The following is a 14,282-nucleotide window of genomic DNA, read 5'->3' as shown; positions in this document are numbered from 1 at the left end:
TCAGAGTACTGAAAGCTTAGTACAACCTTATCACTGCTGACTTGAAAAATTTTACCCCTCAGCCCGACTCAATTGTGTTTTTTTCGCTTGATTCCGGCTGATGGTTGCGCCTCAAGCGGATTATCCGGCCATGGATGCTTAGGATAGCGCCCTTTCATATCTTTCTGCACTTCGCGGTAACTGTTGGCCCAGAAGCTAGCCAGATCCTGAGTTACCTGCAGCGGCCGGCGGGCCGGGGACAACAGGTGAATTTTCAGAGCGACACCGTTACCGATAGTCGGCGTGTCGACACAGCCGAACATCTCCTGCAGCTTGACCGCGAGTACCGGTGGATACTCACTATAATCGATCCGTGTCCGGTTACCGGTCGGCAATTGAATCCGTTCCGGGGCCAGCTTATCCAGATCTCGGGGTAATGGCCACTCCAGCATGCCCTGCAAAATGCTGTTCAGATCGAGTCTGGCAAAATGATTAATATGATTTACCGGGGCAAGATAGGGTCCTAGCCAGTGCTCCAGCGAACCGAGCAAAGCGCTGTCAGAAAAATCCGGCCAGCGGCAATCGCTATCTGCGGTGCCTGCTTCCAACTCAGCCCGGCGCAGAAACGCCAATCGCTGTCGCCAGAGGTTAATAGCATCATTCCAGGGCAGTATGCCAAGGCCCTGCTTCCTGATCATGGTGATCAACGCCCGGCACTTAGCTTCTACCGGGATATTCTGCATCGCTTTGCGTTCAATAACCAACACGCCTATTCGTCGCTGTCGTTCACAGAGCATCCGGTCTGTTTTACTGTCCCAGGCCACAACCTCCTCGGTAGTCGTCAGATCACGCAACGCGTTACTGAATAACCCGCCATCCAGTGCGGCAGCAAGAAATACCCGATCAGAACTCTGCCCGTGTTGTCCTCCGCTATTGGCCACCGCCAGCCAATCACTTTTCTGTAAAGCATCACCCTGATTTAATCGTACCGCCCGGCCATTACTCAGGCGATAATCAGTCCCTTCACTACGGCGTGAAGCGATACGGTCCGGATAGGCCTGTGCCAGCAGCATTGCCACCGCCTGACTTTCATTCAAGCTGATCGATTTCTGCGCTACCTTTTGTAAACGACGCTCTGCATTCCGTTTAAACTGTTTACTCAGCTGACGTATCCGGGACAGCGTGGGGCGATCCCTGTTACTGCACGTCAACTCCCCTTTAATCCAGGCGATGCGACGGCTCAGATCGGCATCTCCAGTCAATGGATCCCGCTCAGAAAGCAATGCCGCGATCTGACAGGCCAGTTGCGTAAAGCCGGTTTGCCAGCCGATCAAAAGCATATGCGACAGCCGCGGGTGCAGCGGTAGATCCGCCATCATCGCGCCATTATCCGTCAGTTTATAACCACTTGCCCCGGTCATTTTCAGAGTGCCATTATCCGTCAGTTTATAGCCACTAGATCCGGCCATTTCCAGGGCACCAATATCCGTCAGTTTATAGCCACTTGCCCCGGTCATTTCCAGAGCGCCTAAGCGCAGCAATAGTTCACGCGCCTGGCTCAGAGCACCGGTAGGTGGCAGATTAAGCCAGCTCAACTCTGCCGGGTCATCAACTCCCCAACGCGCCAGTTGCAAGGCCAGAGGGGCCAGATCGGCATTGAGAATTTCCGGATCGGTGTAAGGCGCCAGCTGTTCCTGCTGACTTTCTGACCAGAGCCGGTAACAGCAACCCGGCTCCATCCGCCCGGCCCGTCCCATACGCTGGATACTCGCCGCACGGGAAAGCTTGCGGGTATGTAAGCGACTCATGCCGGACGCCGGATCAAGCCTCGATTCCCGGCTCAGGCCGGCATCGATCACGACCCGGACGCCCTCAATTGTCAGGCTGGTTTCAGCAATATTGGTGGCCAGTACAATTTTACGCCAGCCGTTCTCGGCCGGCTGAATTGCCTGTTGCTGCTGATCGATAGTCAGATCACCATACAACGGCGTAATCTTTACCTTGTCAGGCAGGCATTGCGACAGCACCTGAGCGACTGCCCGGATCTCCCGCTGCCCCGGTAAAAAAACCAGCAGGCTGCCACTCTCCTCTTCCAGCCCCTGCATGACCGCCCGGGCGATCCGTTGCTCCAGTCTCTGATCGGGTTTTACCGGCCCCAGGTATTTCACCGCAACCGGATACATTCGCCCCTCACAGCGTACAACCGGCGCGTCTGGCAGCAGTTTTTCCACCACGGCACTGTCCAGTGTTGCCGACATCAACAGCAGTTTCAGCGGTTGCTCTTCACGAAAAAGTTCTCGCCCCTGCAACGCCAGCGCCAGGCCAAAATCTGCATCGAGGCTCCGCTCATGGAACTCATCAAAAATGACCAGTCCGACCCCCTCTAAAGCAGGATCCTGCTGCAACATCCGGGTCAGAATACCTTCAGTAACAACTTCGATACGGGTCTGCGGCCCGACTTTTGAGTCCATCCGCACCCGATAGCCAACCGTTTCTCCGACCGCCTCGTTAAGCAATTGAGCCATGCGACCAGCAGCCATACGTGCCGCTAATCGCCGCGGCTCCAGCATCAGTATCTTCTGGCCTTCAAGCCAGCCTTCATGCAACAGTTTTAAGGGTACTAAAGTGGTTTTACCAGCGCCGGGAGGGGCTTCAAGGACCGCTTCATCAGCCATGCTGAGCGCACAACGAAGCTGATCTATAACTTCAGAAACAGGCAGGGTGATCATGGTTAACTGAGAACTGTATTAAATGAGGTGGTTTATTGTATCAGGGCAGAGGCAGTAACGTCAGAAACAAGCAGGGTAATCATGGTTAACTGAGAATTGTAGTGAATGTGGTGGTTTATTGTATCAGGGCAGAGGCTGGCAGCGGGCAAAAAAAAACGCCGCATCAGATGCGGCGTAAACAACGATCAAAGATCACTCAAACATCACAGTCCCGAAGACTCTTACTGCTCCAATGAGGTTGCACTCAGCATAGCTCAGTGTTCAGCCCCACGCTCCCCAAATTGAGCCTGACCGTACCCAAACTGGGTAATTAGTTGTTCTAAAGCCTCTATATTCTCTAACAGTGAAGCCTGTTCTGGCATTGAACTCTGAGAAAAGCGTGTATCAACCTGCACCAGATTAAGCATCAGCGACATAGTTACCTCTTTGGCTTGTTCAAGCTGCAAATCAGCCTTGCTGAACTGCTCCAGCAGCTGTTGACCATAAGCCTGCAGCGCCCTGTTGTCGGGGGTTGGTGGCTGACCCATCGACTGAACTTGCTGATAGGTAGAAATAGCGGAGTAACTTTGCGTCTGCTGCATCGAGAAATCCATCGCCGCCAGCTGAGAGCTATCAAAATGGATACCGCTAAGCAGATCCATTGAGGATTGCAGATCACCATTAAAAAACTCATCGGCAAGCTGTGAAAGATCCTGCACTAATGTGGCGATAGCATCGACCTCGTCAACATCAAGGTCACCTTGCACAGTAAAACCAAACTCACTGCTGTGCTGGCGATCGATGCTGTAGCTCATAGCACTTGAGCGACCATCATTCTTCACATTATTAGTAGCGCTATAGCGGGAATGGATATTCGTGTCACTACTAAACTCAATCGTCACCGTATCACCATCGCGGGTCTGCAGACTCAACGAGAAGCTTTCAGCATTTTGAAACCGCTCCCGACTATCAATACGGCTTGCAGATGAAACAACAGCCTCGCGGCTTAACTCTTCAGACCGGGAATGCCCGTTATTGGTAAAAGGCTGCGCGCGCTCCGAAACCTGCTCTGAAGCTTGCTCTGAAAAACCAGGAGGCAGGCCCAACGGGGAGAAATTAACGGGGTTGAACATAACGACTCCGGGATATTATCTGTCCCGGGGTTATCGTCAGCGGGGAAAACTTCTTAAATGAAAATAAATCATACACCCAGCTTAGGGCGTGATGGACCGAAAGCTCAGCCTGTCAGATAACGATCTTAGTAGCCCAGCTATCTTCTTCCGCGTCCATATAAACCTGATCAAGCAGTTGCACCGCCCAATCATTATTGTCCGACAGGTGTTTCAACATAGCCACCGACAACACTTTAACCGCCGGCGTTGTACTCCACATAGAGGAAGCCAGGAAGTGCCAGTAACTGGCATCGATCGATTTCGGTTTTTCAATCTGCCCCTGACAAGTGTCACAGATCATTATGCAATGATTGAAGTCCGGTTCACTGGCTATAGGCGGGACTTCAAACACCCCCAGTTTTACCCCTGAAGACTCACACAGCTCACATTTAGAACCACTACGCCGCACCAGGTCCTTGCCAAACAAAGACAGACCGTGGTGCCGCTCCTGATGTTTAGCATGACCTTTAGACATAACCTAAGCCCTTAAAAAAACACCTTAAAAAATATCTTACAAAACAAATAATTATTAAAACAGTAGCACATTATTTGCAACTCTAGCGCTAAATAAATATAAAAAAGACGGTTGCTATAACCGCCCTTTTAAAGAGCTTCTGATTCAGGCTGCTTTGTTACTCTCACTGCAGCCTTCACTCGGTACTATCCGTTAACTATCACCCGTTACCTATACCGGCTGTCGACAAAACGGCCTACGCAGCAAGTGGGTGATCGTGAAAAAGATGGGAGCTCTCGACCAACGCTTTAGGGCAATGTTTACGCACCATTTTATAGATCTCTGGTACCTGCTCCACTGCGACATCAACCATCATCAGAATCTGGCCCGCGTCTATGGCATGCTGATATTTTTCCAGCTCGCCACTCGGCGTGCTTTCACCGATAGCCTTACCTACCCAGCCGCCAAGGAATGCACCAAAGAGGGTAATTGCCAAAATCGACAAAGCGCCAAACTCAAAGCCAAACACAACCGACCGATAGGTTATAAAGCCGATAATCAGCCCCAATACGCCTCCGGCAACAATACCCCAGTCAAAATCGGTTTCCAGTTCTGAGGTTTCCATTTCTGTTGCTTCATGGATATGCGCTTTGACTAACATCTCATGATCGGCAGCCACCACATGCATCATATCCTCAGGGACATCCATATTTCGAAGCTCCTCTACGACTGCTTGCGCCCGCTCCAGGTCGGGTGCCAGAAAGGTTAAACGCTTCATAACAAACCTCCAGGCAGTAACTGCCTACATTAAGTTAGGGAAGCTGCAAATAAGTCGGTATTGTGTTTTGTGAACAAATAGCTGGCGACAAGGACCCAGGTGCAGACTCCTCTGCCACAGTATAGACCAGAAGCAGGCACTCACTTCTGATAACAGGTGATAATTAAAGGAGCTTATGCCGCCGCAGGCAGTGATGGATAGATAGAGCTACTCATTGACAGAGATAGCCACCGCCGGAATCCATCTCACGAATAGAGTAATAACTGCCGCCGCAGGCAGCAAATACGATAGTACTGTTGAAGGGTAGAGAGAATTGATTTTCTTTCACCTGACCTGGGGAAAGTACCGCCTGTTTCTGATAGTAACGACCATTACTACCGCACAGGCTGCGCTTATATCCCGTATCAGAACGGTCATGGCACCAGAGTACTTCAACGTCAAAATCGCAGGTGTTATTCAGTGTCTGAGAGCGGTCCCCCTGCCCAACACTCACACAGCGCAATGCATCCTCAGCCTGAGCGCTGCAACAGAACAGAAAAATAATCGTGGCGAGAAACCGGAACTCTCTCATGATTAACTCCAAATATCGTTTACCCGATAAGGCCTGAAAATGCGCGTCACTCACAACATACAAAGATTACAAAAACAGGTGTAGCTTCCATTCTAGGATAAAAATGAAAACTGTCCTGCCGTCTTTGCCCAATCTGGTTACAGACCGGGCCTCCCCGATAAAAGGTTAATCTTGACAATGACACAGCAACGCATATGATAACCATTCTCATTTGCATTTATGGATATCAATATGCGCTTTCTATGTGACGGCCACCGTCAACAGCTTCTGAATAATGAACTCCAGGTTGCCGCCATCTGGAATGAATGGATGCAGCAAGGCTCTGCACTATTTGAACAACAGCAATGGGGCAAAGCTTTTCGATATCTGGGATGCAGCTACGAAGCTGCAGAATGGCTGGTAATTGAAAAGAAACTGATCGGTAGCGACACTGAATTAAATCATATTGATCGGTTTATGATCGCAGGTCATCATCTTGCTGAATGCTGTAGCAAGGGAGGCCGGGAAGATCTGGAACTGCATTTTTTACTCTCCGTGCATTACCGCCTTATCGAGCTGGTAAAAGGAGATCACCCCGGTTTCTGGCCAATCTCAGGCAACCTGATCAACTCGATAAACGCAATCAAACGCCATAGCCACAACTATGGCGGATTCGACGGGTATCAGGATTGCCTGGACGAAACAGACAGCTGTCTGAAGAAGCTACGCCGCTGTCTCAATTAACGCCTGACAGCGAGCCCCTGAATAACAAGATTATTAATGGCGATATAGCCGGATACAGATAATTAACGCCAGCGGCATCAGGATCAGATACCCGATCACCAACGGCATCACTGTACCATCAAACAGCTGACCGATAAGCACTCCGGGAATAAGCGCGATCAGGGTCGACAGGGAGCTGACCAGTCCCGCCCCGATACCGGCAATATGGCCCAATGGTTCCATCGCCAGAGCGCTTAGGTTACCAAACAACAGACCGACAGAAAAAAACACCAGCAGCAGGTAGAGCATCAGAGACCAGAGTGGCGGATGGCCCGAGAAGTAAACTGCTACCGCCATAAATATCAATGACACCAGAGTAATTTCTCCGAGCGCGATGATCGATAGCAGGCGCATACCGAAGCGCCCAACTAATCGGGCATTGGTAATAGTCGAAACGCCGATTGCTGCCGCCAGCCCACCGAAATAAAGAGGGAACTGTCCGCCCAGTGCGTACTGATCCTGGAGAATCGGTTGGGCTGAGTTGAGATAGCCCATAAAAGCACCGAACACCAGCCCCGAAACCAGGGTATAGCCCATCGCTACAGGATGGCAAAGCACCTCTTTACAGGCAGCCAGAAGGAAAGTAAGAGTCATTGGTCGACGGTTTTCCGGCTGCAATGTTTCTGGCATGCGCAATGCGAACCATAAAGTCACAAGCAACGCCATCAGCAGAAACAGAACAAAAATAACCCGCCAGCCGGTCACCAGAAGAATCAACTGCCCCAATGCTGGCGCCAGCACCGGCACCAGGATAAACACTGTCATAACAAACGACATCACCCGGGCCATTGCCCGGCCGACATAGAGATCCCGGACCAGAGCAATAGCCACTACTCTGGGTCCCGCCACCCCCAGCCCCTGCAAAAATCGCCCCGCCAGCATCATTTCAAAGTTAGCCGCGAACAGCGAAATCAAAGTACCAAGAATAAACAGAGCCAGCCCGATATAGATGGCTGGCTTGCGGCCTATATTATCGGACAACGGCCCATAAGCCAGCTGGCCTATGCCCAGCCCGGCAAAGAATATTCCTATAATCAACTGGCTGTCATTCCTGTCTGCCACATTCAGATCCGAACCGATCTGGGTCAACGCCGGTAACATCGCATCAATCGAAACGGCCACCAGCGATATCATCATCGCCAGCAGGGCAACAAATTCTTTTAAACCCGGCGCTGAAGTAGCACCGGGCCCTGTTCTGTGGGTCATATAAAGAACCTGATATAAAATATTTAAGTTGTTAAGTAATCAAATAGCTACGTAGTCACGCAGCAGGTCAGAAACAATCAATAACGCATTGCTCTGGCATAACGATGGCCAACAAACAAACGGATGAAACAAATATCGTAGCGGAGCTCTTTAGCTTTTCAGTTGTACCAGGCCACAGCACCATCGCTGAACTATTTCAGCACTCTCTCAGCACTTTTTCAGAACTTTTTCAGAACTACCTCAGTCTTCATAACTGAACTGATCCGCATCCATCCAGGCAGGAAATTTCTTTTTAAATTCAATAAGATCAGACGCCGACAGGGTCAATGTTTCACAAAACACTTCACCTGGGGGGTGATCCACCAGCAGATCCCCTTTAAAATCCACCAGCATACTGTCCCCGCTATAATCCAGGCCGTTGGCATCGCTGCCGACCCGATTCACTCCGGCCACATAACAGAGATTTTCAATCGCCCGGGCCTGCAGTAGTTTACGCCAGGGCTGGCGTCTGGCCGCCGGCCAGTTAGCCACATAGAGGGCCAGGTCATAGTCATTTCGACTGCGGGAAAATACAGGAAAACGCAGGTCATAACAAACCTGGAGCAGAATCTTCCAACCGTTATATTCAACCACCACCCGTTCACTACCGGACTGATAGCGTTCATGCTCACCTGCCATACGGAACAGATGCCGCTTATCGTAGTGAATCTGGCGCCCATCCGGATAGGTCCAGATCATCCGGTTATAGAACTCACCGTTCTCGGTTATCGCGATACTGCCGCAGATGGCAATCCCCCGATCCCGTGCCTGCTGTTGTAACCACTGACAGGTCACCCCGCCCATCGGTTCAGCGGCAGTACGGCTATCCATGGTAAAGCCGGTGCTAAACATTTCAGGCAGAACCACCAGCTCAGTTTGTGTGGCATGCCGGTCCATCAGTTCAGCATACATCTGCCGGTTTTCAGCCGGACTCTGCCAAAGCATATCCGGCTGGATCAGAGTAAGTGTCAGATCTTGCATAATTTTTCCGCTGCCCGTTTCAGTGTTGCGTCATCTTTCGCAAAACAGAAACGAACCAGTTTCTGTTCCGGTGCCGTTTCATAGAACACAGAAATTGGTATAGCAGCAACACCCACTTCGCTCGTCAGCCAGCGGGCAAATTCAACATCACTCTTCGCTGAGTGTTCGCTTATACCTGAGTAATCCATCAACTGAAAATAGGTACCATCAGCCGGTACAAATTTGAAGCGGCTACCCGCCATCAGCTGGCAGAACAGGTCCCGCTTCTGTTGATAGAATGCGGGTAACTCCAGATAGTGTTCTGGAAAATCATTCATGAAATCTGCCAGAGCCAGCTGAATCGGATGTACCGTGCAGAATGTCAGATACTGGTGTAACTTGCGGAACTCACGGGTAAGCGGTTCAGGCGCAATACAGTAGCCTACTTTCCAGCCGGTGGTATGAAAGGTCTTGCCAAAGGACGATACAACGAAAGCTCGCTTTGCCAGTTCCGGGCGGCGCAACATACTCTGGTGCTCACCATCGAAACAGATATGCTCATACACCTCATCGCTGAGCAGCAGAATATCCGTTCTTTTTAGCAAAGCCTCCAGCTGATCCAGATCAGATTCAGACAACACCGATCCGGTTGGGTTATGCGGCGAGTTAATCACAATCATCCGGGTGCGGTCAGTCATCGCCGTAGCGACCTGCGACCAGTCGATCGCAAAATCGGGAGCCTGCAGCGCCAGGTGAACCGTTTTACCGCCATTCAGCTCGATCGCCGGTTCATAACTGTCATAGGCCGGGTCAAACACTATCACCTCATCGCCCGGGGTGACCACCGAACTGATAGCCGCAAACAACGCTTCAGTTGCACCTGAAGTCACCGTGACCTCAGTATCGACATTAACCTGACAGCTGTACAACCGCTCGGCTTTCACCGCGATAGCATTGCGCAGTGAAGGTACACCGATCATCGGTGCATATTGATTAGCGCCGTTTTCCAGGTAATAAGTGACCCGGTCCAGCAATGCCAGCGGGCCGTCAAAGTCTGGGAAGCCCTGAGACAGGTTAATAGCACCATGTTCTGCTGCCAACTGCGACATCTCAGTAAAAATAGTCGTGCCGACTTTAGGTAATTTTGTTTCCGGGTATCGCATGGAGATGAGAGATCCTTTTCTCTGATACTTAATGGACCAGAGAATTAATAGCTATGAGGCTTAACGGCGCTGATACTTACATGGCTCTATTGCTTACATGACCCAATTACTTGATAGTGTACGCGTTTAATCGAATGCCGCGCCGTCAATCAACTCTATGTTGTCCAGCCCCAGCGGGTCAACCCCATCCAGGCATCCCACATTCACTCCGATCAGGGCCGGGTTCATTCGTGGCCGGTGATGAGTGTAAATACCACAGGTCTTGCAGAAGTAATGCTCCGCTTTATGAGTATGAAACTGATACAGACTGAGATTATCTTCGCCTTTTATTAAACGAAAGTGCTCACTGCCGGTACGGTGCATTACCGCGCCCTTACGTTTGCACAGTGAACAATTGCAACGTACAACCGGAGTCAGATCGGTTTTAATCTCAAACTCGACAGCACCGCAGTGGCACTGGCCGTGAAACAACTTAACTTCTGACATAGCGATCTCCAGAGCTGATAAGACGTTTAAGGATAGGCTCTATCAGCGGTTTGCTACAAGCGCATCAGAAGATAATCAGATGCAGCACGCCGCGAATAATGATGCCGATCAGGGCTCCCAGCATTGCCGCCTTAGCCACGGCGGCGACCCGCTTACCCGCCGCCAACAAAATAGCCACACCCGCAACATCGAAAGGATTGGTAATGAAACCGGCGATCCGGTTAAGATCAGTCACTGACAGAGCACCCTGATTAATCATATCCAGTGTCACCCCCATCATCGCAGTGCCGCCGGCAATGAACTTAGTCACGATAGGCAGTACTGCGGCTTCCGGCAGATCCACTAAGGCCAGTACCGGCGCCAAAACCAGCGTCAGCAACTCGATACTACCGGTCACTTTAAGCAGGTTCACAAAGCAAAGAGCCAATATCAGCAGCGGCAGGGAGCTGAGTACTATTTTGACTCCTTCCTGACCACCATCTGACAGTATCTGGATAAAATTCTTTTTCTCATGCAGCTCTGGCGCAAGATGTTCGGCATGGCTGTAGTCGTCTTCCAGCGCGGGATCCCGGGCAAAAATATAGTAAGTGCAGGCTGCCGCTATCAAACCACCGATCAGTGACGTGAGCATTATCATCGGTACATCCAGCCCGACCACCGCCATCGGGAACACCACATTAGCCTGTGACATAGTCAGAACCACCGCCAGGGTCGCTGCGATAGCCCGCCTGGCGGTGCCGTCACGGTCCATAATCGCCAGCGTTGCCACCGGCGCATTAAAGCTGACAAACAGGATCTGCACCACGGCAAAGATCCCCAGCCCCGGGATGCCGAAAACCCTCAACAGAGGTGACAGCCAGTTCGCCATCATTGCCAGGATTCCCTTAGCCTCCAGCAATTTCATCATCGCCAGCATAACCACCATCACCGGCAGCAATATATAGAGCGCCATATCGATAGCTGCACGACCGGAGTCGAGAATAAGGGTGATAATCTGTTCCACTGAAAGTCCTTGTTGTAAAACGGTATAAAAACCTGGCAAAAGAAGTTGAGTGTATTCTAACTTACAGCGGTATAAATAATTATTTTACAGCTGGCCTGACCAGAAAAAGGACTTATGACACCTGAATTTTGGCAACATCGCACTCTACACTCAGTACAGGCACTGAATATAACGACAAGTAAAAACAAAAATGAGTAATTAAACTAATCAATAACCCTGCCGACTATGGTAGATTATCCGGCTTAAATACTGTTACTGCGGGCCACAGAACACCACCCGTTGTTTAAAGGCAAAATATTGTGGACATAATAAAAAATACAATCCGATTTATATCGGCTATCGGTCTGAGTATGGCGATAGTTGCTCCGGCTGGCGCGCAGACTGAAGCGATCGTCTCGACCCAGCTGGCTGCTGCATCTAAGATCTCCCAACAGTTTGGCAACCTGGACAGTTCAAAGATCCAGTTAGCCTCGGTCAGCGCAACCGTCGTTGATCGCACAACAAGAGCCCCACTGTTTGAGAAAAATGCCGACCTGGTTATGCCGATCGCATCGATCACCAAGCTGATGACTGCGATGGTAGTGCTTGATGCCAAGCAACCTATGAATGAGCGAATCCTGTTTACCAAGCAACAACGCCAGGCCAACAATAACTATTACACCCGGATCAGGGTCGGCTCTACCCTGCTCCGAAAAGATGTTATTCGAATCGCACTGATGTCTTCAGAAAATATGGCGGCCTCAGCGCTGGGCCATACATACCCCGGGGGTATAACTGCTTTTGTTAAGGCGATGAACCGCAAGGCCCAGCAGCTGGGTATGAACAACAGCCGTTTTGTTGACCCCACCGGCCTCTCGGAACAAAACGTTTCCACCGCAGGCGACCTGGCAAAAATGGTGGCAGCTGCAGCCACTTACCCTGAGATAACTGAATTCAGTACCACTCGAGGTTTCACCGCCCGTTTCAAGAAACCCCGCTACCGACTGCAATACGGCAATACCAACGTACTGGTCCACCGTAAAAGCTGGGATATCGATCTGACTAAAACCGGTTATCTTAACGAAGCTGGCCGCTGTCTGGTGATGATGACCGAAGTCGAAGGCCGTGATGTGGTAATGGTGATGCTCAATTCCTACGGCAAGCGCACCCCGGTCGGTGATGCCGGCCGTATCAAACGCTGGATCACCACCGGTGAAAGCGGCAAGATAAGCAGCACGGCGAAACATTATCAGCGTCAGAAGCTGAAAGAGTTGAAACCGGAACAGGTGGCTTTGAAGTAACCAAAACGAAAAAGCGTACCAAAACGCAATATGGAACGCACCAATTTAATTATCCGGTGCGTTTTTTTTGGCTAACTAAATCAACGACAGTGTTTAACGCTATAAAACAAAAGCGGAGCTGACCGAGCCGGATACCAACCGCTTTTATACCGAAGGCGCTGCCGGCTATACCGACTATGGGCCGATGTCAGCGACGGTTTGAAGTAAAAAGAATGCCGTTTTCAGGCGTTTAATAACCATCGATAACGGTTACAATCCGCATTCTGTCTGATAAAGAATAATCAAATAACGGGACTCTTCTCCAGAGTCCCGTTTTCTTCGTTTTCAAGGGTCACGATGTTATATAACGCAGTAGGAATGCTCAGTTCCATATTCTTTATTGGTTGCCTGTTTGGTCTTGTTGATCAGCTTCGACGGATCAGAAAACGTAAGGCTGACGGGCTATCAAAAACTATCGGCTATGCCACGCAATCAATTTCGGCCAACGCGTTCTTTTCCAGCTTCATCGCTTTCTATGCCTTCTTTCTGTACTCAATCATGCTCGATGAGGTTGAGTACTATATGTTTGTCACGCGGTTGTTCGCAGCCTTAATGACGCTGACCATTCTGTATGAAATCTATATCGACAGGGACCGTATATCGCAGAAAATACCTTTCATTACCGGTCTGGTCTGTATGGCTATTGCCGGTCTGGCTTTTATCTATCGGGAGGATGTATTGGTAGTCGGGCGTTCAACATCGCTAGTACTAGCCCTGGGTGCAACACTGGTAATGTTACAGGGCGGTATTCAGCAGATACGCAAAATTCATAAAGAGAAAACCACCGGCGTACTCTCTCTACCGATGAACGCGATTTTTATGTGCAAAGATCTGGCTAACGTAGCGTTTGGACTTGTTCTGGGGTTCACCGACGGTTGGCCATTGCTGTTGCTGGGCAGTATCAGCGCACTGTTAAAACTCGGGATAATCATTCAGTTTTTTTGCTATCGAAAGCGCTGCGAAAAGGCAGTCAATGTCAGTTAAAATGGATTCTTTCGGTTCAGAGCTTCTTACTGATAGTCTGAATACTATTTGTGATCTCAGTAACAACACCCTCACCGCTATACATCAGTTATAAAAAAACCGCCTCTGTCTTAACAGGGCGGCTCTTGCCATATACGCCACGACTTAGTTACCACCGAGATAAAATTCAGAATCCAGGCTAAAGCCAGGCATAGTAGGACCGTCGATAATCACCAGTGTTTCAGTGTTATGGTGAAACGTTCCTTGTAGCACAATATCTAAGCCCGCTTCAGAGTTTGTTGATGCTATTGCAGAACCGGCAACCAGAGTTGTTGTTAAGGCGATAGTAGTCATCAGTGCTTTCATAATCTATTCCTCAATTTTGGTGTGATAAAGCCTGTTTTATCTATCACAGGCATCTATCAGGTATTCACGGACATCTTTATTTGCTACCGCTATACAGGTCTTCTCCAAAGTGGCCGCGTGATACATTTGCGCCATCGATCGTAACCAGTTCTTTACTGCTGTAGTGCGAGTGGCTATCTATTGCGATACCGCCACCGAGTTGTTCCAGCTGGACTGAACCTGCGGCTATTGCGGAACCGGCAACCAGTGCGGATGTTAAGGCGATTGTAGAGATCAGAGTTTTCATAATGTATTTCCTTAAAGTTGGGTGATAGAGCTCGCTTTAAGATGTTGCGAGCGACAACCAGGTAATC

The 14,282-nt window shown here is 50.1% G+C and carries 15 protein-coding genes; 3 read left to right on the top strand and 12 right to left on the bottom strand.

Annotated elements, in window-relative coordinates; translation table 11 throughout:
• Positions 1–68: 68 nt before the first annotated feature.
• The 5 genes from hrpB to ACQUQM_RS00740 all read right to left on the bottom strand — a co-directional run bounded on the left by hrpB (position 69) and on the right by ACQUQM_RS00740 (position 5,662).
• Positions 69–2,708 (bottom strand): ATP-dependent helicase HrpB, encoded by a 2,640-nt coding sequence (hrpB, locus tag ACQUQM_RS00760; RefSeq protein ID WP_432472570.1) that lies wholly within the window; start codon positions 2,706–2,708, stop codon positions 69–71.
• A 254-nt stretch (positions 2,709–2,962) separates the two neighbouring features.
• Entirely contained in the window at positions 2,963–3,820 is an 858-nt protein-coding gene (locus ACQUQM_RS00755; RefSeq protein WP_432472569.1) for a hypothetical protein, read from the bottom strand.
• Between the two features lie 112 nt (positions 3,821–3,932).
• Entirely contained in the window at positions 3,933–4,334 is a 402-nt protein-coding gene (locus ACQUQM_RS00750; protein ID WP_432472568.1) for a phnA protein, read from the bottom strand.
• Positions 4,335–4,569: 235 nt separating this feature from the next.
• Positions 4,570–5,091 carry a hypothetical protein gene (locus ACQUQM_RS00745; RefSeq protein WP_432472567.1) on the bottom strand — a complete coding sequence of 174 codons (522 nt, stop codon included), beginning with the start codon at positions 5,089–5,091 and terminating at the stop codon, positions 4,570–4,572.
• A gap of 211 nt (positions 5,092–5,302) precedes the next feature.
• Complete coding sequence (locus ACQUQM_RS00740) at positions 5,303–5,662, bottom strand: hypothetical protein (RefSeq protein ID WP_432472566.1); 360 nt, start codon at positions 5,660–5,662, stop codon at positions 5,303–5,305.
• Between the two features lie 231 nt (positions 5,663–5,893).
• On the opposite strand from ACQUQM_RS00740, the gene ACQUQM_RS00735 reads away from it, so the two are divergent.
• Positions 5,894–6,385 carry a hypothetical protein gene (locus ACQUQM_RS00735; RefSeq protein WP_432472565.1) on the top strand — a complete coding sequence of 164 codons (492 nt, stop codon included), beginning with the start codon at positions 5,894–5,896 and terminating at the stop codon, positions 6,383–6,385.
• Positions 6,386–6,418: 33 nt separating this feature from the next.
• Here ACQUQM_RS00735 and ACQUQM_RS00730 read toward each other — a convergent pair whose 3' ends face one another.
• The 5 genes from ACQUQM_RS00730 to ACQUQM_RS00710 form a co-directional block, all read right to left on the bottom strand.
• The gene (locus ACQUQM_RS00730) at positions 6,419–7,630 is read right to left on the bottom strand and encodes a multidrug effflux MFS transporter (protein ID WP_432472564.1); all 1,212 of its coding nucleotides are present in this window, start codon (positions 7,628–7,630) and stop codon (positions 6,419–6,421) included.
• Between the two features lie 240 nt (positions 7,631–7,870).
• A complete protein-coding gene (locus ACQUQM_RS00725) occupies positions 7,871–8,650 on the bottom strand; it encodes an amidohydrolase (protein ID WP_432472563.1) in 780 nt (259 codons plus the stop codon).
• The gene (locus ACQUQM_RS00720) at positions 8,638–9,792 is read right to left on the bottom strand and encodes a pyridoxal phosphate-dependent aminotransferase (protein WP_432472562.1); all 1,155 of its coding nucleotides are present in this window, start codon (positions 9,790–9,792) and stop codon (positions 8,638–8,640) included. Before ACQUQM_RS00720 ends, ACQUQM_RS00725 begins: the two co-directional genes overlap by 13 nt.
• A 126-nt stretch (positions 9,793–9,918) precedes the next feature.
• Positions 9,919–10,278 (bottom strand): GFA family protein, encoded by a 360-nt coding sequence (locus tag ACQUQM_RS00715; RefSeq protein ID WP_432472560.1) that lies wholly within the window; start codon positions 10,276–10,278, stop codon positions 9,919–9,921.
• Between the two features lie 64 nt (positions 10,279–10,342).
• Positions 10,343–11,281, bottom strand: coding sequence for a nucleoside recognition family protein (locus tag ACQUQM_RS00710; protein WP_432472559.1), 939 nt, complete (start codon positions 11,279–11,281; stop codon positions 10,343–10,345).
• Positions 11,282–11,580: 299 nt separating this feature from the next.
• Here ACQUQM_RS00710 and pbpG point away from each other — a divergent pair, with 299 nt between their 5' ends.
• Entirely contained in the window at positions 11,581–12,561 is a 981-nt protein-coding gene (pbpG, locus tag ACQUQM_RS00705; protein WP_432472558.1) for a D-alanyl-D-alanine endopeptidase, read from the top strand.
• A gap of 336 nt (positions 12,562–12,897) precedes the next feature.
• Positions 12,898–13,584 (top strand): hypothetical protein, encoded by a 687-nt coding sequence (locus ACQUQM_RS00700; RefSeq protein WP_432472556.1) that lies wholly within the window; start codon positions 12,898–12,900, stop codon positions 13,582–13,584.
• 144 nt (positions 13,585–13,728) lie between these two features.
• Here ACQUQM_RS00700 and ACQUQM_RS00695 read toward each other — a convergent pair whose 3' ends face one another.
• Complete coding sequence (locus ACQUQM_RS00695; RefSeq protein ID WP_432472555.1) at positions 13,729–13,929, bottom strand: hypothetical protein; 201 nt, start codon at positions 13,927–13,929, stop codon at positions 13,729–13,731.
• Positions 13,930–14,005: 76 nt separating this feature from the next.
• Positions 14,006–14,215, bottom strand: coding sequence for a hypothetical protein (locus ACQUQM_RS00690; RefSeq protein WP_432472554.1), 210 nt, complete (start codon positions 14,213–14,215; stop codon positions 14,006–14,008).
• Positions 14,216–14,282 lie beyond the last annotated feature (67 nt).

Source organism: Amphritea sp. HPY (assembly GCF_050870985.1).
Lineage (GTDB): Bacteria > Pseudomonadota > Gammaproteobacteria > Pseudomonadales > Balneatricaceae > Amphritea.
Note: the sequence above shows the minus strand (reverse complement) of the source record. Positions and strands in the feature narration are given on the sequence as shown.

What these genes read in the sequence shown, in the direction of transcription:
- hrpB (WP_432472570.1), bottom strand. Translation starts at nt 2,708, where the DNA reads ATGATCACCCTGCCTGTTTCTGAAGTTATAGATCAGCTTCGTTGTGCG.
- ACQUQM_RS00715 (WP_432472560.1), bottom strand. Translation starts at nt 10,278, where the DNA reads ATGTCAGAAGTTAAGTTGTTTCACGGCCAGTGCCACTGCGGTGCTGTC.
- ACQUQM_RS00695 (WP_432472555.1), bottom strand. Translation starts at nt 13,929, where the DNA reads ATGAAAGCACTGATGACTACTATCGCCTTAACAACAACTCTGGTTGCC.
- ACQUQM_RS00725 (WP_432472563.1), bottom strand. Translation starts at nt 8,650, where the DNA reads ATGCAAGATCTGACACTTACTCTGATCCAGCCGGATATGCTTTGGCAG.
- ACQUQM_RS00735 (WP_432472565.1), top strand. Translation starts at nt 5,894, where the DNA reads ATGCGCTTTCTATGTGACGGCCACCGTCAACAGCTTCTGAATAATGAA.
- ACQUQM_RS00700 (WP_432472556.1), top strand. Translation starts at nt 12,898, where the DNA reads ATGTTATATAACGCAGTAGGAATGCTCAGTTCCATATTCTTTATTGGT.
- ACQUQM_RS00750 (WP_432472568.1), bottom strand. Translation starts at nt 4,334, where the DNA reads ATGTCTAAAGGTCATGCTAAACATCAGGAGCGGCACCACGGTCTGTCT.
- ACQUQM_RS00745 (WP_432472567.1), bottom strand. Translation starts at nt 5,091, where the DNA reads ATGAAGCGTTTAACCTTTCTGGCACCCGACCTGGAGCGGGCGCAAGCA.
- ACQUQM_RS00740 (WP_432472566.1), bottom strand. Translation starts at nt 5,662, where the DNA reads ATGAGAGAGTTCCGGTTTCTCGCCACGATTATTTTTCTGTTCTGTTGC.
- ACQUQM_RS00720 (WP_432472562.1), bottom strand. Translation starts at nt 9,792, where the DNA reads ATGCGATACCCGGAAACAAAATTACCTAAAGTCGGCACGACTATTTTT.
- ACQUQM_RS00755 (WP_432472569.1), bottom strand. Translation starts at nt 3,820, where the DNA reads ATGTTCAACCCCGTTAATTTCTCCCCGTTGGGCCTGCCTCCTGGTTTT.
- ACQUQM_RS00730 (WP_432472564.1), bottom strand. Translation starts at nt 7,630, where the DNA reads ATGACCCACAGAACAGGGCCCGGTGCTACTTCAGCGCCGGGTTTAAAA.
- ACQUQM_RS00690 (WP_432472554.1), bottom strand. Translation starts at nt 14,215, where the DNA reads ATGAAAACTCTGATCTCTACAATCGCCTTAACATCCGCACTGGTTGCC.